The organism is Kaistella carnis (genome assembly GCF_003860585.1).
GTDB classification, from domain to species: Bacteria; Bacteroidota; Bacteroidia; order Flavobacteriales; family Weeksellaceae; genus Kaistella; species Kaistella carnis.
The window spans coordinates 1,909,676-1,929,116 of the sequence record NZ_CP034159.1 but is presented as its reverse complement, the minus strand read 5'-3'; the positions used below and the strand labels follow the sequence as shown (position 1 = coordinate 1,929,116).

Annotated in this window: 20 protein-coding genes; 12 read left to right on the top strand and 8 right to left on the bottom strand. The window is 35.9% G+C overall.

All coding sequences use genetic code 11. The features are described from left to right. Positions 1-10 precede the first annotated feature (10 nt). The 6 genes from EIB73_RS08980 to EIB73_RS08955 form a co-directional block, all read right to left on the bottom strand. The gene (locus EIB73_RS08980) at positions 11-250 is read right to left on the bottom strand and encodes an acyl carrier protein (RefSeq protein ID WP_002976354.1); all 240 of its coding nucleotides are present in this window, start codon (positions 248-250) and stop codon (positions 11-13) included. 319 nt (positions 251-569) lie between these two features. After that, on the bottom strand, positions 570-2,237 hold the full coding sequence (locus EIB73_RS08975; protein WP_164467876.1) for a GEVED domain-containing protein: 1,668 nt from the start codon (positions 2,235-2,237) through the stop codon (positions 570-572). A gap of 264 nt (positions 2,238-2,501) precedes the next feature. Beyond that, positions 2,502-3,428, bottom strand: coding sequence for a formimidoylglutamase (gene hutG / locus EIB73_RS08970; protein WP_125024643.1), 927 nt, complete (start codon positions 3,426-3,428; stop codon positions 2,502-2,504). A 180-nt stretch (positions 3,429-3,608) separates the two neighbouring features. After that, positions 3,609-4,550, bottom strand: coding sequence for a 1,2-phenylacetyl-CoA epoxidase subunit PaaA (paaA, locus tag EIB73_RS08965; RefSeq protein WP_125024641.1), 942 nt, complete (start codon positions 4,548-4,550; stop codon positions 3,609-3,611). Positions 4,551-4,584: 34 nt separating this feature from the next. Beyond that, positions 4,585-4,842, bottom strand: a complete 258-nt coding sequence (locus tag EIB73_RS08960) for a hypothetical protein (RefSeq protein WP_125024639.1) — start codon at positions 4,840-4,842, stop codon at positions 4,585-4,587. A 27-nt stretch (positions 4,843-4,869) separates the two neighbouring features. Further along, the gene (locus tag EIB73_RS08955) at positions 4,870-5,958 is read right to left on the bottom strand and encodes an FAD-binding oxidoreductase (RefSeq protein ID WP_125024638.1); all 1,089 of its coding nucleotides are present in this window, start codon (positions 5,956-5,958) and stop codon (positions 4,870-4,872) included. A gap of 328 nt (positions 5,959-6,286) precedes the next feature. On the opposite strand from EIB73_RS08955, the gene clpB reads away from it, so the two are divergent. Together clpB and EIB73_RS08945 are read left to right on the top strand one after the other, a co-directional pair. Then, positions 6,287-8,878 carry an ATP-dependent chaperone ClpB gene (clpB, locus tag EIB73_RS08950; RefSeq protein ID WP_125024636.1) on the top strand — a complete coding sequence of 864 codons (2,592 nt, stop codon included), beginning with the start codon at positions 6,287-6,289 and terminating at the stop codon, positions 8,876-8,878. Positions 8,879-9,420: 542 nt separating this feature from the next. Beyond that, entirely contained in the window at positions 9,421-11,346 is a 1,926-nt protein-coding gene (locus EIB73_RS08945; RefSeq protein WP_125024634.1) for an ABC-F family ATP-binding cassette domain-containing protein, read from the top strand. Positions 11,347-11,432: 86 nt separating this feature from the next. On the opposite strand, the gene EIB73_RS08940 is transcribed toward EIB73_RS08945, so the two are convergent. After that, complete coding sequence (locus EIB73_RS08940) at positions 11,433-12,308, bottom strand: DUF4846 domain-containing protein (RefSeq protein WP_125024632.1); 876 nt, start codon at positions 12,306-12,308, stop codon at positions 11,433-11,435. Between the two features lie 182 nt (positions 12,309-12,490). Between EIB73_RS08940 and EIB73_RS08935 the strand changes: the two genes are divergently transcribed. The 8 genes from EIB73_RS08935 to EIB73_RS08905 all read left to right on the top strand — a co-directional run bounded on the left by EIB73_RS08935 (position 12,491) and on the right by EIB73_RS08905 (position 17,928). After that, positions 12,491-13,324 (top strand): hypothetical protein, encoded by an 834-nt coding sequence (locus tag EIB73_RS08935; protein ID WP_125024630.1) that lies wholly within the window; start codon positions 12,491-12,493, stop codon positions 13,322-13,324. Between the two features lie 151 nt (positions 13,325-13,475). Beyond that, positions 13,476-14,804: a hydroxymethylglutaryl-CoA reductase, degradative gene (locus EIB73_RS08930; protein WP_125024628.1), complete on the top strand. Its 1,329-nt coding sequence runs from the start codon at positions 13,476-13,478 to the stop codon at positions 14,802-14,804. Between the two features lies 1 nt (position 14,805). Further along, a complete protein-coding gene (locus tag EIB73_RS15045) occupies positions 14,806-14,976 on the top strand; it encodes a hypothetical protein (RefSeq protein ID WP_164467875.1) in 171 nt (56 codons plus the stop codon). A gap of 1 nt (position 14,977) precedes the next feature. Next, on the top strand, positions 14,978-15,364 hold the full coding sequence (locus tag EIB73_RS08925; protein ID WP_125024626.1) for a DUF423 domain-containing protein: 387 nt from the start codon (positions 14,978-14,980) through the stop codon (positions 15,362-15,364). Then, positions 15,364-15,621 carry a zinc ribbon domain-containing protein gene (locus tag EIB73_RS08920; protein ID WP_125024624.1) on the top strand — a complete coding sequence of 86 codons (258 nt, stop codon included), beginning with the start codon at positions 15,364-15,366 and terminating at the stop codon, positions 15,619-15,621. Before EIB73_RS08925 ends, EIB73_RS08920 begins: the two co-directional genes overlap by 1 nt. A gap of 3 nt (positions 15,622-15,624) precedes the next feature. Continuing rightward, the gene (locus EIB73_RS08915) at positions 15,625-16,491 is read left to right on the top strand and encodes a DMT family transporter (protein WP_125024622.1); all 867 of its coding nucleotides are present in this window, start codon (positions 15,625-15,627) and stop codon (positions 16,489-16,491) included. A gap of 321 nt (positions 16,492-16,812) precedes the next feature. Then, the gene (gene azu, locus EIB73_RS08910) at positions 16,813-17,337 is read left to right on the top strand and encodes an azurin (protein ID WP_125024620.1); all 525 of its coding nucleotides are present in this window, start codon (positions 16,813-16,815) and stop codon (positions 17,335-17,337) included. A 171-nt stretch (positions 17,338-17,508) separates the two neighbouring features. Further along, positions 17,509-17,928 carry a hypothetical protein gene (locus EIB73_RS08905; protein ID WP_125024618.1) on the top strand — a complete coding sequence of 140 codons (420 nt, stop codon included), beginning with the start codon at positions 17,509-17,511 and terminating at the stop codon, positions 17,926-17,928. 101 nt (positions 17,929-18,029) lie between these two features. Here EIB73_RS08905 and EIB73_RS15040 read toward each other — a convergent pair whose 3' ends face one another. After that, positions 18,030-18,203, bottom strand: coding sequence for a hypothetical protein (locus EIB73_RS15040; RefSeq protein WP_164467874.1), 174 nt, complete (start codon positions 18,201-18,203; stop codon positions 18,030-18,032). 185 nt (positions 18,204-18,388) lie between these two features. Here EIB73_RS15040 and EIB73_RS08900 point away from each other — a divergent pair, with 185 nt between their 5' ends. After that, complete coding sequence (locus EIB73_RS08900; protein WP_125024617.1) at positions 18,389-18,766, top strand: HYC_CC_PP family protein; 378 nt, start codon at positions 18,389-18,391, stop codon at positions 18,764-18,766. Between the two features lie 98 nt (positions 18,767-18,864). After that, positions 18,865-19,335, top strand: a complete 471-nt coding sequence (locus EIB73_RS08895) for a DUF3347 domain-containing protein (protein WP_125024615.1) — start codon at positions 18,865-18,867, stop codon at positions 19,333-19,335. Positions 19,336-19,441 lie beyond the last annotated feature (106 nt).

Genomic DNA, 19,441 nt, shown 5'->3' with positions numbered 1-19,441 from the left:
TGATAGAATATTATTTGTTCACTACTTCTTCAATGTAAGCAATAGCGTGTCCTACCGTAGTAATTTTTTCTGCTTGATCATCTGGAATCTGAATATTAAATTCTTTTTCGAATTCCATGATTAATTCTACAGTATCCAAAGAATCAGCTCCTAAATCGTTTGTGAAGCTAGCTTCTGGAGTTACCTCTGTTTCCTCAACGTCGAGTTTATCAGCGATAATCGCTTTTACTCTTGATGCAATGTCTGACATAGTAAGTTATTTTTAATTAATTGTTAGTTGCTGCAAATATATAAAATTCTTTATCAATTCGACTTCTTTTTACACTTTTTAAAGATAAATTGGAATGAATTTTTATTATTCCACAGCGTATTTTCGCTTTTTAAGTATGATGCTAATATAATATTTTTCTTTTGAATTTAAAATTATATAAAAATTTCTTTTTTAATGGATTGATAGTCAAATGCATAAATAATAATTTCCTTCTATCGTTGATGAATAGTAGATGTCTCATAAAAAAAAGCCAGTCTGAAAGCATTTCAGACTGGCCTTAAGTTGAGGGTTAAAAATATTATTTTTTAATCACTTTGAATGATTCATTTTTGCCACCTTCTAGAATAGTGCTGATAATGTACATTCCAGGAGCTAATTTGCTCATGTCTACTTTACCGTTTACTAATTTTGAAGATACCTGCATTTTCTGACCAGAGATGTTATAAACATGTACTGTTTCAATTGCTTTTTTAGAATTGATGGTCAAGAAATCTTTCACTGGGTTAGGGTAGAAGTTTACCTGTGCCGTTTTTGTGTCGTTTACTGCAAGCCCATTACACATTAGGTTAAATACATAATCATCTGTACCAATAACCCATGCTCCTGATGTACCGCTATTTTGGAATGCATCTTTAGTTCCCAGAGTAGCAATTGACGAAGATTCCCAAGCTACAGCATCAGTTACTATTTCTAACCAGTATTTTGTATTTGCATCAAAATTGAATGGAGAATCGAATGATACAGTATATTTGATGAAATCGTAACCGAAATTAGTTCCCGTCGTCATATTTCCATTAATAGTACCTACGCGTGTTCCTAGTAGTGTTCCAGGCAATCCTGCATTGTCACTATAGAAATTGAAGTTGAAACTGGTGGCTGTTCCGATAACGGTAGGCTCTATACCGTATATGGTAAATGCGGTGCTTCCAATTGGTAAATCGATAGCCAGTTTTTGTGCAGTTTCCCCATTAAAGAAGCCTCCGTTTTCTAAGTTATTTGAAAGAACTTTAAAGTCTTCACATGAGGTAGGAGCAGGTGGTGGAGTTCCACATTTAATTGATCTTGTGTGAATTGTTGCGCTTGTTCCACTTCCACAAGCTGCATCAGTGTGAACATAAAAACGAACCACTCCTGAAAGGGTAGAGGTCCACGTAAGACTTCCTGTTCCGGATCCTAAAACGGTTGTTCCATCAGCATCTGAAATAGTGATGAAATAGTCAGGTTTAGAAACAGAGAAGGTATAAGAGGTACCGCTTGTTACGTTAACCTTAGAGTATTCTCCTGCATAACCTACAGTCGTAATATTTGCAACAAGACCATTACAGTTTGGAGTATATGTTGCTGACGGATATTGTCCATTTGGTGAAGTAAGACATCCTGTTGCAGCTGGAGCTTCGATCACTAAGGTATAATCTTCAGTTTCACCATAGGCATTAGGAACACAAGCATCGGTAATAGCAGGATTACCACTTCCTGTTGCACCAACCATTACCCTTAATCTGTACGAACCAGCGGCTAAATTAGCAGGAATTGAAATGTTTCCAGATAATACTCCTCCTACATCTGTTCCTTCGCCGATCTCTCCTAAGTATTCATCTGCGTCAAAAACGTCATTCTTGTTAAAGTCAACCCAAGCAGAAACTCTTTCAAACCATCCGCCTCCTACGGTTACAGATATTGGATAGGTTTGTCCTGCTTCGATTTGACCCTGCATTGCCGTGTAATCGCCATATCCACCGGTACTGCAGGTGGTAGTGTTGTTAATACCAGCTACCGTAACGTTGGTAATTACGTCACCGTCACTACAATCTGAACTTGGTAAGCAATAAGCGGTTGGAACCAGCTTAGAAGCTATTTTTACTGACACCACGGTTTTTTTTGCACTGTTCGGGTAAACCGAGGCTTTTGATGCGGTACGGCCTGTTGTATTTTGGCCGAAAGCGATTAATGGCATTGCAGCCAACATCAACAAAGATAATTTTTTCTTCATAATAAATAATTTAGTTAAACAATAAATTTCATTGCCTCTAAATTATTATAATGTTCAAAGATGTGCAAGTTTTTTTAAACTTTTAATTAAAAAAGTGTGTTTTTATTGATGAGTACGGAAGTAACTAGGGTATTATCTTCTTATAATTTTATTAAAACTGGAGATTTAAACATGGTTAATTGCTTTTAAAATCTTTTAAATAACTTTTAAAAGGAAAGATGAAGTGAAATTTCACATCAACTACATGCTTTTATTAATCATAAACCACTCATTTATAAGAGATGCAGCAAGTCTTACGGTGATTTCATTCTGGTCGTAAATTGGATTAACTTCTGCAACATCCATCGCAATTAATTTATCCGATGTTAAAATAAGTTTAAACAAATGCATAAATGTGGCATCGGCAAAAATTCCGTTGTAAGCCAAAGCTGAAACTCCGGGAGCGATTGCAGCGTTAAATACGTCCATACATATCGTTAGATAGATGACATCGGATATTTCTATAAATTCCTCAATTTTTGGATAAAGAGTAGGAAGATTTTCGAAAAAAACTTCTTCTGCGAGAATGTAATTCATTCCATATTGATGTGCAGTATCGAATAGTTTCAAAGTGTTAGAATTCCTTTGAATCCCTATATGTAAAGATTGAATGTTTCCTTCCTGCGCAATTTGCCAGAAGCCGGTTCCGGAGCTTGCGCCAATTTTAGGGTCTATTTCACGGTTGTCAAAATGGGCGTCTATATTAATGATCCCAATTTTTTTAGTGGGAAATGCTTTTTTAATTCCTGAGTAATGTGCAAATGTTACTTCGTGCCCGCCACCGAAAACTATTGATTTTCCGCCTTTCTGTAAAACGAGTTGAACTTTTTCAGCAAGTTTATTTTGGACATCTTCTAAATTTTGGTCTTCACACGTGATATTTCCAAAATCCTTTAGATTAAAATTTGGATGAACAACAGGAAAATTTGAACAGTTTTTTCTAATGACATCCGGAGCATCTTTAGCGCCTATTCTTCCCTTATTACGCTTCACGCCTTCATCTACGGCAAACCCGTGCAAAACGAAATCGTTCGGTGAAATGTTTTCGTAATTGTCCTCCAAAGAGACCCGTTGGAAAATCCTGTGATATAATGGTTCATCACCATCGAAACGTCCTTGCCAGATCATAATTTAATTTTTAATTAATTGATTAGAAATGTATTTTAAACCGGAAAAAAAAGAAACTATTCAAAAGAATGCAAGAAGTTGAACTATCGTTTGATCATTCTTCTGCAATCTTTTGAATAGCTTGTTAGAAAAAAAACATTTAGTGTTTTTTGCTTCGTTTCAAGAGAACTTTAGAGTTGTTTAATTATTTACCAGTTCGCCTTTTTTCTTTGCAAACGCCATCGCCGCCTCTTTTACCCAAGAATGCTCTCTTTGAGCCTTTCTCTTGGTTTCCAAGCGCTTTTTGTTACACGGACCATTTCCTTTTAGTACCTCCATAAACTCATCCCAAGGCAATTCTCCAAAATCATAATGTTGTCTTTCCTCATTCCATTTCAAATCTTTATCAGGAATTTTTAAACCCACAAATTCAGCCTGCGACACTGTAACATCTACGAAACGTTGTCGTAAATCGTCATTGCTTTCCCGTTTCACACGATAATTCATAGATTTTTGAGAATTCGGCGAGTCTGCGTCATTTGGTCCAAACATCATTAAAGCCGGCCACCAAAAACGGTTCAGTGCTTCCTGGGCCAGATCTTTCTGCTCTTTTGTCCCTCGACAAAGCGTCATTAAAATTTCATAACCCTGTCTCTGGTGGAAAGATTCTTCTTTACAAATCCTCACCATCGCTCGGGAATAAGGTCCATAAGAATTACCCATCAACATCACCTGATTCATGATCGCAGCGCCATCAACGAGCCAGCCGATTGCGCCAATATCTGCCCAGGAAAGTGCAGGATAGTTGAAAATACTGGAATATTTTGCTTTTCCGGAAAGCATATCATTATAAGTAGAATCCCGGTCTGCCGCGATTTCTCCGTTGTTCAAAGTTTCTGTGGCGGCATAGAGATAAAGTCCGTGTCCAGCCTCATCTTGAATCTTTGCCAAAAGAGCCATTTTTCTTCTTAAAGTTGGCGCACGAGAGATCCAGTTCGCTTCTGGAAGCATTCCTACGATTTCTGAATGGGCGTGTTGCGAAATCTGTCTCACCAATAGTTTTCTGTAATCATCGGGCATTACATCCTTTGGTTCTACTTTGTTTTCTGCCTGTACGTATTCTAAAAATTTATCTTGGTTCATAATAAGTGCTTTTAAAAATTATAAGAAATTCTATTTACTGAGAATTAATAGCGATTTCTTCCGGTAAATAAAGTCCGATCCGACCTTCGGAAAATTCTCCGACGACAAAAGAAATTGTTTTTTCTGGAGTTCGGATTTCATAGTGGTTAAACAAATACGGATTTCCGCTGAGCGGTCCAATCACTTCGATCTTGCGGTCTGCACAATGCCAGTAGTGATTCCAGATGTTTATGCCATCTATTTTAAACTCTTTATCCTCTTCGATTATTGATTTGAATTTCCAGGTGCTCATCTTTCTAAATTTTTACGGTTATATCATTTAAACGTCATAATTCAACATCACCACATTAGTGGTCGGGTGACATTGACAAGTAAGTACAAAACCACGCTCAACCTCATCGTCGGTCAATGCGAAGTTTTTCTCCATAAATACTTCTCCTTCCATAACTTGCGCTTTGCATGTACAGCAAACACCTCCTTTGCAGGCAAATGGAACGGGAAGTTTCTCGTGCAACGCCTGATCCAAAATGCTTTTTTTCTTTGAATTAAGGTGGAACGAGTATTCGTCGTCATCAATAATCAAAGTTACCATGCTTTCCAGATTCGGGATCGCTTTAAATTCGTCGCTCATTTCTGCATTTCCTTCATCATCAGGAGCGGAATAATATTCATACATAATTTGAAGGGAAGGAACCTTCTTCTCTTTTTTCAAATAATCCGAAATTCCTTTAATCATTTCTGAAGGACCACAAATAAAATAAGTAGCATCCTGTACGGGTATTTCGGGAAATCTTTCAAATAAAAGATCCAGTTTTTCTGCAGAAATTCGGCCTTCAAAAAGTTCATCTTCAAAATGTTTCTCTCTGGAGAGTAGATAAATCACTTTTAATCTGCCCTCAAATTTTTCTACGAGCGCATCAATTTCTTTTTTAAAGATAATTTCATTCAGACTTTTATTGCTGAAGAAAAGATACGCAGAACTTAAGGGTTCCTGATAAAGCGCTTCTTTGATATTTGATATTACCGGAGAAATTCCGCTTCCTGCCGCTAATCCAATATACGTTTTTTGATTTGAAACATGGTAATGGGTATAAAAATGTCCTGCAGGAGCCATTACTTCTATAAAGTCCCCTAATTTTAATTCCTGATTAAGATAGGTTGAAACTTTTCCTTGATCCAAATGTTTAACTAAAATTTCGATTTCCGGGTTATCTTCACTGGGCGCATTAATAATAGAGTAGCTTCTGCGCAAGTCTTCTTCCCCAAAAACAAAACGTACATTCAAATACTGTCCTTGTTTAAATGAAAATTCATGTTTTAAATGTTCCGGAATTTCGAAAGCAATATGAACGCAATCGTTGGTTTCCCGTGAAACTTTTGTTGTTTTTATCTTATGAAAATGATGCATAGTATTTTAAAATCTCTATATTTGGGAGTTCAACAAATATACTTATTTTTTGAAACGTGTAAAAGTCAGGTTTTTAATTCTTTCTGTAAATGAAACTGAATGTTCATTAATTTTAGATTAAAAAGGATCAAATTGGAAATTTTGGCCGATTAAAAAAGCTTAAAATTTTTGATTTCGGAAATTTTGACCGAATTTATTTAATTATTGTCAATAGAATGGTTTTTGAGCATTGGTAATCAGAATTAAATAATGATTGACAGTAAGAGTAGGAATTCGTATCTTTGTAGGGATTCTTACTGTTTCTGAAACCTAAAAAAAACTTATTGATATGAATTTAAACCAATACACCGTAAAATCTCAAGAAGCCATCCAGAAAGCGCAACAAATCGCTATGGAATTTGGCAATCAGAGTATCGAGCCTCAACATTTGCTTGAGGGAATATTTCAGGTAGATGAAAATATTTCTGAATTTTTATTGAAGAAATCGGAAGCTGAATTAACTTTAGTCAGAGAAAGAAACCGCGAGAATATCCAGAAACTGCCGAAAGTGGAAGGCGGAAATATTTATCTTTCACAATCTGCAAACAAAGTTTTGCTTGATGCTCCAAATGTAGCGAAGAAAATGGGCGATGAATTTGTTACCATTGAGCATCTCTGGCTTTCACTTCTCGACGTAAATTCCGATGTTTCAAAAATGCTCAAAGATATGGGCGTTACTAAAAATGGACTGGAAATGGCGATTAAAGAACTGCGAAAAGGTTCAAAAGCCACCTCTGCAAGTTCAGAAGAAACCTATCAAAGCTTAAATAAGTATGCAAAAAACTTCAATGAACTGGCTGCAGAAGGAAAACTCGATCCCGTCATCGGTCGTGATGAGGAGATCCGTCGTGTTTTGCAGATTCTTTCAAGAAGAACCAAGAACAATCCAATCTTAATTGGGGAACCAGGCGTAGGTAAAACTGCTATTGCGGAAGGGATTGCGCACCGAATTATTTCTGGCGATATTCCTGAAAATCTCATGGATAAAACGCTTTATTCCCTGGATATGGGAGCTCTGATCGCTGGTGCAAAATATAAAGGTGAGTTCGAAGAAAGGCTGAAATCAGTCATTAACGAAGTTACTAACTCCGATGGACAGATTATTTTGTTTATTGATGAAATACACACCTTGGTAGGAGCTGGCGGCGGTGAAGGTGCGATGGATGCTGCAAATATTCTGAAACCAGCGTTGGCAAGAGGTGAACTTCGTGCAATTGGTGCCACGACTTTAAATGAATACCAAAAATATTTCGAGAAAGATAAAGCACTTGAAAGACGATTCCAGAAAGTGATGGTGGAGGAGCCTGATACCGAATCGGCCATTTCGATTCTGCGTGGTATTAAAGATAAATATGAGGCGCACCACAAAGTCAGAATTAAAGATGAAGCCATTATTGCTGCCGTAGAAATGTCTCAGCGCTATATTTCCGACCGGTTTTTGCCGGATAAGGCGATTGATTTGATTGATGAAGCGTCTGCAAAACTTAGAATGGAAATTAATTCAAAACCCGAAGAACTCGATGTTTTGGACCGTAAACTCATGCAGCTGGAAATTGAACTGGCCGCGATTTCACGGGAAGGCAATGAGATTAAAATCAATCACTTGAAAGAAGATATCGCAAGGGTTTCTGAACAGCGCAACGAAATCAACGCCAAATGGCTCAAAGAAAAACAAAAATCTGAAGATCTTACCCGTATTAAAAAAGAAATTGAAGCTTTAAAATTAGAAGCTGAAAGAGCTTCCAGAGTGGGTGATTATGCAAAAGTTGCTGAAATTCAGTACGGAAAACTTCGGGAAAAAGAAGAAGAACTTCAAAAGCTGGAGCTTGAAATGCAGAATAGTGAAAATGAGTTGATTAAAGAAGAGGTTACTGCTGAAGATATCGCGGAAGTCATTTCAAAATGGACCGGAATTCCTGTCACCAAATTAATTCAGTCTGAACGAGAAAAATTATTGCATCTGGAAGATGAGCTGCACAAAAGGGTAGTTGGTCAGGAAGAAGCCATAGAATCCGTTGCAGATGCCATCAGAAGAAATCGCGCCGGATTAAATGACGAAAAGAAACCAATCGGAAGTTTTCTATTCCTCGGGACAACCGGAGTTGGGAAAACGGAATTGGCAAAAGCACTCGCAGAATTCCTCTTTGATGATGAAAATAATATGACGAGAATCGACATGAGTGAATACCAGGAAAGACATTCGGTGTCGCGATTGGTTGGTGCTCCTCCGGGATATGTGGGTTATGATGAAGGTGGACAATTAACGGAGGCAGTTCGAAGAAGACCTTATTCTGTCGTGCTTCTAGATGAAATTGAAAAAGCGCATCCTGATGTTTTCAACACTTTACTTCAGGTTTTAGATGACGGTCGTTTGACGGATAATAAAGGTCGGGTGGTGAATTTTAAAAACTCCATTATCATAATGACGTCTAATTTAGGATCGCACATTATTCAGGAGAATTTTGAAAATATTACCGATGATAATGTTGTGGAAATCGTTGAGAAAACGAAGGAAGAAGTTTTCACTTTATTGAAACAGACCTTAAGACCGGAATTTTTAAATAGAATTGACGAAACGGTTCTCTTCCAGCCTTTAAGCAAGAAAGAAATTGGTAAAATCGTACATTACCAGTTACGCGGTTTCAATCAGATGTTGGAAAAACGTGGCATTATCATGACGGCGACCGAAGATGCAATTGCTTATATCACCGAAAAGGGTTACGATCCAAGTTTTGGAGCAAGACCATTAAAAAGAGTCTTGCAGCAGGAAGTTTTAAATAAATTATCGAAAGAAATTCTTGCCGGACATGTAAACGATGGAGACCGAATTATACTGGATTACTTCGATGAAAGTGGTTTGGTTTTTCGACCAGCAGAGTAATTTTAAAAGGTAACTGCTTCTATGTCTTATTTTTGATATTACTTAAAGATCAAATAATTTATGCAAGGCATTGCAATTTATACCGATCCGCTAAGCATTTTAGCGGATTTTTATTATGTAATTATTAAAAAATAATTAATCAGTTAGGCAATTTCTATTCTAAATATTTTGCCATGTGAAAAAAATAGCTAATATTTGCATTGTTCTTATGCTTATAACAAGTAAAGAATAAATTTTTTTTCATCATTTGTGTTTTTAGAATCCACTTTCATCGGTGGATTCTTTTTTATTAATTCTTTTCCAAATATTTTGATAAGGAAATTAGAAGAATTAAAAGTCTTCAGAACTACTTTCCTCAGCGCTAAAAGGATTAAAAATTCAAAAAGGGTGTTTTATTTTTACATTTTGCCCCTAGCGTGATCTTAAAAAATAATTATTCCTTTTCAAATTAGAGGAACTGAGTTTACAACTTGGTCTGTAATTCAATTAGTTTCACTACTTTTGCACCTCGAAAATTCACTCATTAATTAGCATTCATCAATATGATTTCGGTTCAAAATTTAGGTCTTCATCATTCTGGAAATTACCTTTTTCAAAACGTCAACTTCACCATCAAAAAAGATGATAAAATTGGGTTGGTCGGTAAAAATGGAGCAGGTAAATCTACTTTGTTAAAGATGCTTACGGGCGAAATTAACTTTTACGAAGGTAGTATTGTTCAGGAAGGAGCCGTGACAATTGGATTTCTAAAACAGGATTTAGATTTTGTAAAAGGTCGTACCGTGTGGGACGAAACACTTCAGGCATTCGAAGCCATCAATGCGATGAAAAACGAACTCGAAGACGTAAATCATCAAATGCTTACCAGAACAGATTATGAAAGTGATTACTATGAAAATTTAATTCATAGAATGACCGAACTGAATGATTTGTTAATGCACCACGATGCCTACAATTTGGAAGGTGATGTGGAAAAAGTATTATTGGGTCTGGGTTTTAAGGCAGATGATTTCCATAAAATCACCGATGAATTTTCTGGAGGTTGGAGAATGAGAATTGAATTGGCGAAACTGCTTTTGCAAAAAAATGATTTAATGTTACTCGATGAGCCAACCAATCACCTGGATATGGAATCGATTATCTGGCTTGAAGCTTTCTTGAAAGATTATCCAGGCGCCATCGTATTGGTGAGTCACGACAAACAGTTTATGACCTCAGTTTGTAACAGAACTTTTGACATTAATAATAAAAAGGTTGACGACTACAAAGCCAACTATACCAAATATTTAGAGCTCAGTAAAGAGCGTAAGGAAAAGCAAATTCAAGCCAAGAAAAATCAGGATGTCGAAATTAAGCAGATGGAAGATAACATCAACCGTTTCCGTGCTTCTGCAACTAAATCATCATTCGCGCAATCGTTGATCAAGAAATTAGATAAACTGGAAAGAATTGAAGTGGATACAGATGATGTTTCCAAATTTAATATTCGCTTTCAACCGGCCATAACTCCGGGGAAAGTAATTTTCGAAGCTAAAAATTTAGGAAAAGCGTACGGCAACAAGCAGATCTTTGATAAGGTCGATTTCTTTATTGAACGCGGACAGAGAATCGCTTTGCTGGGTCAGAATGGTCAGGGTAAAACTACCTTGGCGAAAATATTATCAGGTGAAATTAAAGATTATACCGGAGAATGGAATCTGGGACACAATGTAAACATTGGTTATTTTGCTCAGAATCAGGAGGAGGTTCTAACACCAAACAAAACCGTTTTAGAAGAAGCCGAAGATGCGGCGACGGAAGAAACACGTCCCAGAGTTCGGGATTTGCTGGGAAGTTTCCTTTTTCAGGGGGATGATGTAACCAAAAAAACAAAAGTGCTCTCCGGAGGGGAACGTAACCGTTTGGCTTTGTGTAAATTGTTGCTGCGTCCTTTCAATACCTTGATTATGGATGAGCCGACGAATCACCTGGATATTCAGTCGAAAGAAATTATCAAACTGGCTTTACAAAAATTTGAAGGAACGTTAATCGTAATTTCTCACGACCGGGAATTTTTACAAGGTTTGAGTGATAAGATTTTCGAATTCCGAGATGGAAGAATGAAAGAATTTCTCGGTGATGTTAATGAGTACTTAGAATTCCGTCAGAAAGAAAGCATTCGTGAAATTTCTGCCGAAAAATCGAAATTGCAGGAATTGCGAAACGAACCGGCACCGGTAAAGGTGGTGGAAAAACCTGTTGAGAAAAAAGTGGTGATGGTTTCTAAAGACCAGAAAAATATTCAGAATAAAATAAAGAAAGTAGAAGAAAGGATTTCTGACCTCGAGCAGAAAATTGAGGAAATGGAAGCTTCTTTTACCACCGAAAATCCCTCCGCAGAAACTTTAGAAGTTTACAATACAAAGAAAGCAGATTTAGATCTGGCATTGCAGGAATGGGAATATTTGGGAACGCAGTTAGAAGCGTAACCGAAAATTAATTAAAAAATATTCTTATGTAACCGTGTCAAGGCTCAAAATCTTGACACGGTTTTTTTTGTAGGATTGCTAATGGCTTAAAAACTTCTAAAATTGCTCGGCTCAAAAAAATACCGCGCTGTTTTAGTTTCAGGCGAATTCACATCCAACTTATACCAAGGTGAAATTTCTTTATCAAAAGGATTTTTTAACAAATGAATTGATTGTGCGGGTGTAAAACCTTCAGATAAAAGAAATAATTTGTCTCCTTTTTGATTTTCAGCCACGCCGGAAATAAAGACAATATGTCCCGGACTTCCAGCGGTGATCAAAATATCTCCCGTCTTCAAATCGTTTGTTTTCAAAACGGGTTTTGTTTCTTTATTTAAAGAAATCGTGCCGGCATAATTGAAAATTAAATCCAGATATTTTCTAAAATTTTCTTTTGAGTCATCAAAATTCTCCGTCTTTCTGAATTGCACCGAATTTCCATTAACAAAGGCGCGGGTTCCATTTTTATAATTGTTCCAAGTCATTAAATCACCACTCGTAAAATGAAATTGAATATCATCGAATCTTTTGTTTTTAAATAAATATTCTGCCCGCAATCGAATGATTGCATCCGCACACTGTTGCAAGTCTTTGGTTCCCGTATCGATATCGAAAATAGCTTCGTGAAGATCTTGAGTTGAAATCGGTGTTCCATCGTATTTCAAAATAGGAGCACCATATTTTTGAAGCCGGAAATTTTCAATATAGGATCCGAAAGAATTGGGATCTTCTTCAGTCCAATGGTAATCATCAGGTGCGGGAAAGCGTTCTCTAATGGTGTTTTTGTCTTTATTTATTTTCAAAGAAGATGCAGTTTGTGTCACTTCACTAAGGTCTCCATCAACAATTTCCGATGAAGAATCCGGTGTTTTCTCACAACTGAAAAGAAAGAAAACGGCACATAGAAATGATATTTTTCTCATGGGTTAAATATAACTAAAATCTTATATTTAGCATATAAGGCTCAATATCTAACGCTAAACATCTTACGGTGTCAAGGTTCTAAACCGAGATACAGTTTTTTATTATCCATAAAACTTGAATATTTCATGTGAAGTTGGAGTCGCAGAAAATATTATATTTGATTTTTAGAAAAATACTTTCTATGAAAATAAAATACCTTTTTCAGCTTCTTCTTTTTTCGATATTAATGATTTCTTGCAGTAGAGACGCAGAACCCGAAAAAATGGTAAAGAATGAAATATTAACTAGTAAAGTTAAAACCGGCATTCTTTACCCAGATTTGCGGATACAAAATTTAGCTGAAGTTAATTTTATGTTCGAATATGACAGCCAAAAAAGAGTGACGAAAAAAAACGGAGGATTTCTTTCAATTTCCGGATCAACAGGTTTTAATGCAGCATTTACTGATAAAATATATACGTCACTCCTTTATAATAATGATAAGGTAACCGTAGAAGATTTTTATAATTCCAAAGAATTTACCGTCCCAAAAAATAGTAAGTATTTTACTTTAAATTCTTCGAATTTGATTGCGGAAAAAGAAGTTCCAGATAGGTTTAGTTCTTATAGTTATAAAAAAGAATTTTACTCTTATAAAAATGGTCTTTTAGACGAAATAAAGACCACTTTTCCCAATGCACTATATGAGCCAACTGATCCCAATGATTATATCGAAACTTATTCTGAAAGATTTTATTATGATGCTACAGGAAATTTAACGAGAACAGAATACTTTGAACTTCATGATGGGGTTAAAACGGAAAACAAACGCATTCGACAGTTTGAAAATTATGATAATTCGGGCAATCCGTTCAAAAGATTTACACTTTTGGATGAATATTTTTACCGCTCACTTTCCAAAAATAATTTTAGAAGTTACAGGGAAGAAGTGTATAGATTTGATGAAATAATCTCGACAAAGACGCAAGAATGGACTTTTAATTATGATGCAAACGGACAAATCATAATCAATTAAGAATCTTTTTGTGCAAAACGTCATTAGTTTTTGGCTACAAAAATATTTTAGAAATCACCAAATTCTCGGTGATTTTTTGATTTTTAGAAATGATAATCAACATGAAACATCCCACCGAATTTGCTATCTTTACATTTCAAATTTTGTTTCTATGAATCACAGTCTTGTTGAAGGTTTTTCTAAGCTTTCAAAACAAAGAAAAATCGATTGGCTCATCAAAGAATATCTGAGTGAAGACCGCAGTTACGAGCAAGTTCTTCAGCAATATTGGAACGGCGATGAAACCCTGCAAAAATTACACGAAGAATTTTCGGAAAATACCATTTCCAACTTTTATATGCCTTATGGAATTGCACCCAATTTTCTCATCGACGGAAAATTGCTGGCTTTACCAATGGCCGTAGAAGAGAGTTCGGTCGTTGCAGCAGCTTCAAAAGCTGCGAAATTCTGGATTGACAAAGGCGGTTTCAAAACCACCATTATTAACACCAAAAAACTAGGACACACGCATTTTATCTTTAATGTGGAACCTCATAAAATCTTGCATTTCTTTAACTTTAAATTAAAGAAAAGGTTATTTGAGGCCACGGAAGATATTACCAAAAATATGCGTAATCGCGGTGGTGGAATTCTGAACATCCATTTGATCGACAAATCGGCCGAATTAGAAAATTATTTTCAACTGAAGGCAAGTTTCGATACAGTAGATTCAATGGGAGCGAACTTTATTAACTCCTGTTTGGAGCAATTTGGTAAAACTTTAAAAGAAGAAGTTGAAAAAGAAGAAAGTTTCACTCGGGAAGAGAAGGATTCTTTGCAAATTGTGATGAATATTCTCTCCAACTTTACACCCGACTGTATCGTTCGAGCGGAAGTTTCCTGTAAAATTGAAGATTTAAAAGACGACAGCGGAATTTCAAATGAGGAATTTGCGACCAAATTCAAACGCGCCGTTACCATTGCCGAAATTGAACCTTACCGTGCAACTACGCATAATAAAGGAATTATGAACGGTGTTGACGCCGTTGTAATTGCAACCGGAAATGATTTCCGTGCTACTGAAGCTTGCGCACACGCTTACGCAGCGAAAGATGGAAAATATACGAGCTTAACGCATTGTACGATTGATAACGGAATTTTTAGATTCTGGATCGATCTGCCAATTTCCGTTGGAGTTGTGGGAGGTTTAACCAATCTTCATCCTTTGGTGAAGTTTTCGTTGGCTTTGTTAGGAAAACCTTCTGCGCAGGAACTTATGAGTATTTTGGCGGTTTCCGGCTTGGCGCAAAATTTTGGCGCATTGCGTTCCTTAGTTACCACCGGAATTCAGAAAGGTCATATGAAAATGCATTTATTCAATATTCTGAATCAGTTAGGGGCGACCGAAGAAGAGAAAAATCACTTTGTGTCTTATTTTAAAGATAAAACAGTAACGCATCATGAAGTGATTGAGGAGTTTAACAAAATGAGAAATAAATAGGATGTTTCAAATCTTTTTAGGACTGTTAATTTTAATTTTTGGTGTTTTTCTTAAAGTGACCAAAGATCCCGGATTTTCAAGAACAAAGAAATTTTGGTGGATGTTTGTCTCCATCGGAGTTTTAGCCATTATCGGCCAATTATTTATTAAATATCAATTAGGAGAATTATAATATGAAAACATTTACGCTAATTATTGGGGCAGTTTACGGCTTAGTCGCCGTTATTTTAGGTGCTTTTGGGGCGCATGCTTTAAAGAAAATTATTTCTGTAGACAAACTCGCAAGTTTTGAAACTGGGGTAAAATACCAAATGTACTCGGCGCTTTTTCTGCTGATCGTGGGGTATATTTTAAAATTTGAATCGCCCTCAGAAAAATGGATTTCTATATTAATGATCGCCGGAACTTTTATTTTCTCCGTAAGTATTTATCTGCTGGCTTTTAGTGAAGTCGCGGCAATCCCGTCAAAAGTAATTGGTCCCGTTACTCCATTGGGTGGATTGATGATGATCATTTCCTGGGCAATGCTTATTTTTTATTTTGCTAAAAATAAGTTGTAATGCTTTTCATTGCGGGAAACACTAAAAAATTAATCGGTCAGGAGACCCGTAAAATCAATAAAAATGGTTTTTTAGTGAATGCTGAAATTAAAGTTTTTAGAAACTTTATCACCTTGTTCTTCATCCCTATTATTCCCATTGGAAGAAAGTACAGCATTTACATTCCACATTCCGACGAATATTATGAGAACGGCACTTTTTCTAAAATGCCCGCTGAATATTTGGAGATCTGCAAAGAAGTCGGTAGAAAATTTTAAAAAATGACAAAGCCTAGAATCGCCCTCTTTATCGGGATTTTGTGCATTTCTATTTTTCCCGTGATCGTGAGGATGAATTTAACCTCCGGATTAATTTCTGCGTTTTATAGAATGGCCATTGCGACGGCGATTATTTTGCCTTTTGCACTTTACACGAAGAAACTGAAGTTAGAAAGTATAAAAATGCTCTTGCCGATTATGGTTTGTGGTATTTTGTTTGCGTCTGATATTGCGGTCTGGAATATTTCGATTCAGAATTCTACGGCAACACAGGCGACATTGCTTACGAATCTTTCTCCTATTTGGGTCGGTGTTTTTTCTTTGATCTTTCTGAATTTTCGACCACGAAGAAGCTTTTGGCTCGGAACGGTTATCGCACTGATTGGCATGACTGTTTTTGTTGGAGTTGATACGATTCTAAACTTACAACTGGACTTTGCGTTTTTCCTCGGGATTTTATCTGGTGTACTTTATGCGCTTTATATTTTGGTCAGTAAAACTGTTTTGGAAAAATTGGAAGTCATCACATTCATTACCTATAGTATGATTTTCAGTACTCTGTTTCTTTTCATTATCAATGTGGTTTTCGGAGAACAATTTTTCGGCTTCAGTAATGTGGCTTGGGTTTCTCTTTTGATTCAAGGGATTGTTTGCCAGTTGATCGCGTGGTTGCTGATCAGTTATTCAACCCAAAACATGCGTGCAACGAGAGTTTCTTTAAGTTTATTGAGTCAGGCCATATTTGCTACAATCTTAGCAGCGATCTTTCTTAATGAAAAAATATCGGTGATTCAAATGGTTGGCAGTGTCATCATATTAGCAGGAATCGCAACTACTTTTTATGAGAAAAATTCAATAGAGAATTTATAATTTATATTAAAAGTAAATAAGCAGCTCGCATAACGAATGGTGATTTTCAACTTTTAATAAATATAATTTAGAATCTCTTTGTATACTATTTTTAAAAATATTGGAGTTAAATTGCTGTTAATAAATACTGTATAAGTAAATTGCTTCCAGATAATTAAAAATAGCATTGTTGGATTTAACTTAACTACGGCAATCATTTTACGAAAATTAAAAGTTATAGACCTTTTGTTAATGCAGTTTACTCGATTTCATTCGGTACTATTCAAATTTGAACTTGCTTAATTCATATTTATTAGCTATATTTGTTAAAAATATTACAATATGAAATATTCAAAAATCAAATCCGTTTTGGCGTTATTAGCAATTAGCAGTACGCTTCTAATTTCTTGTAACAAAACTGAAAAAAATGAAGTGGTAACTGAAGCTCCCGTTGAGACTGTTACCAATGATGTCGATGACGCTGCTAAGCAGGACACGATCAAGATCACATTGAATGGCAATGATAAGATGCAGTATGATCTTTCAGAAATTGATGTTTATGAAGGGCAAACGGTTGTTCTTACTTTAAACCACACCGGAACAATGCCGGCCGCGTCCATGGGACACAACTTCGTGCTGTTAAAAAATGGGACTGATCTTGAAAAATTCGAAGCTGAAGCAGCGAAAAATCAGAAAGATGGATATATTCCAACGGACACCAGTGAAATTATCGCGCGCACCAAACTACTTGGTGGTGGAGAAAGTGACACAATAACTTTCCAGGCGCCAGAAAAAGGAACGTATGATTTCCTTTGTTCATTCCCAGGACATTATTCTATGATGAAAGGGAAATTCAATGTAAAATAATTTTTAGAGATTTGTAATCTCTTGGATTTTTTAAATAAAAGGATTGGTAAGTTTTTACTGATCCTTTTATTTTTTACGCTCAATTCATTAAAGTCGAATTTCTGCCCAGAAATAATTCAAGTTAATTAGTAAATTATTTAAACTTACAAAAAATAAAATTAAATTTTAGAAATGAAAGAAACGATGTTAATTCTTCACTTTATTGGTTTGGCCATGGGCGTAGGAACCAGTTTTGCGCATATGTTTTTAGGACCTACTTTATCTAAATTAACACTAGCCGAAGCCGAGACATTCAAAACTCAAACGAAAGGTTTAAGTCTTATGGGAACGGTGGGGACCGTTGTGCTACTTGGTTCTGGAATCTATCTCATCATTCCCTATTGGCCCGTCATTTTGACCTTGCCACTTTTAATTGCGAAACTGGTATTATTTGTTGTTTTGGTGGTATTGATCATTCTTATCAACCTCGGAGCCCGGAATAATTATCAAAATCAAGACCTTGCAACTCTAAAGCGGATAGAGCTCCTGGGGAAAATTTCCATGGTTATTGGTGTTGCGATCGTGATTCTCGCGGTTAATGTTTTTAATTAAACAGAACTTTTGAAAGACAAGAACCTCATTTATATTGCTTTCAAAAAGTAATACGATGTTTGTCCCACTGAAAGTTAGTTGAGAAATGGAGGACGAATATTTTATTCCGAAAAATCTCCACCTTGATCTTTGGTTCCTGTGTACAATAGATTCATAGGATGGTCTAATTCTTTTTGTTTTATATTGATTTCAGTCCACGCTATATTTTTATCACAGGTGTTGATGGTTTCAAATATTACGGCAGAAAATATATTCTGGATAATTTCGAAAATCATGAGCGCTGAATGATGATTTCAATTAATCTCTCAATCTCATGAGATAATCCCTTAGTTCGGTGTAATTATTGCTCTATCAATTCGCTTTGGATATATTATTAAATATCATACTCATAAGATTAATAAATAATTGCTAAAGTTTTTTTTAATTCTAAATTTGTATTTTTGTACTCAATATCAATCAATTGAAAAAGTATCTGGCCATAATGTTTACGTTCTTCTATTTCGGATTTTCATCCGGGATGGTCTATAACGTGCATTATTGTCTGGATCAAATTTTTGTTTCTTCCACTTCTTCCTCTAAAACATGTGAACTGTGTGGAACCAAAAAAGAAAAGGATTGTTGTAAGAGTGAAATTAAGATCTTGAAAACTGACGTTGCTCAGAAAGCCGATATTTCATTTATAAATAACGCTCCTTTAGTAGCAATTGTTCCTGAAGTTATCTACGCGGAGTTTTTGATGCCTATTGTAGAACGGAATCAATTTTCTGTACAGGTTAACGCGCCACCCGACAAAGCAGAACTTCCTCTCTTTATTTCTTATTGTAATTTTAGAATTTAGAATCGATCCATCGTTTTTTACTTGAAGAATGATGCTCAACTGTGTCCAAATATTTTTTTGGACTTACTCTATTTTAAAACAATCTAAAATTTATTACAATGAAAAAGTTAATTTTCACAACCCTATTCTCTGTATTTTCAATTCTAAACCTGTCGGCTCAAAAGAACGATGCTTCGATTTCAAAACTGTATCAAAACTACCTGAATATTAAAACAGCCTTGGTCTCAGATAATTCTGATGACGCTTCTAAAGCAGCCAATGCTTTTGTTAAATCAGCCTCAATGGTTGATTACAAGGTTTTATCGGAAGGCAATCTAGATGTCTTGAGAAAAGGAGCAAGTACGATCGCAGATAGCAGAAGTATTGAAACGCAGAGAGAATCATTCAATGGTCTTTCTAAAAATATGATTGCACTCACGAAAAATTTTAAACTTGCGGACGATACCGTTTTTGTTCAGTACTGCCCAATGGCAGATGCAAGCTGGTTGAGCGCCGAAAAAGCCGTCAAAAATCCTTATTACGGAAAATCCATGTTGACGTGTGGCAGTGTGAAATCTGAAATAAAGTAAACTACTTTAAGGATGCATGTACTGATTTTCAGATTATTGTAAAGTTGAATAGTTAGTTCATGTTCAAAATTTCAACAACCTTTTCTGAGTCCAACAATCAAAGAAA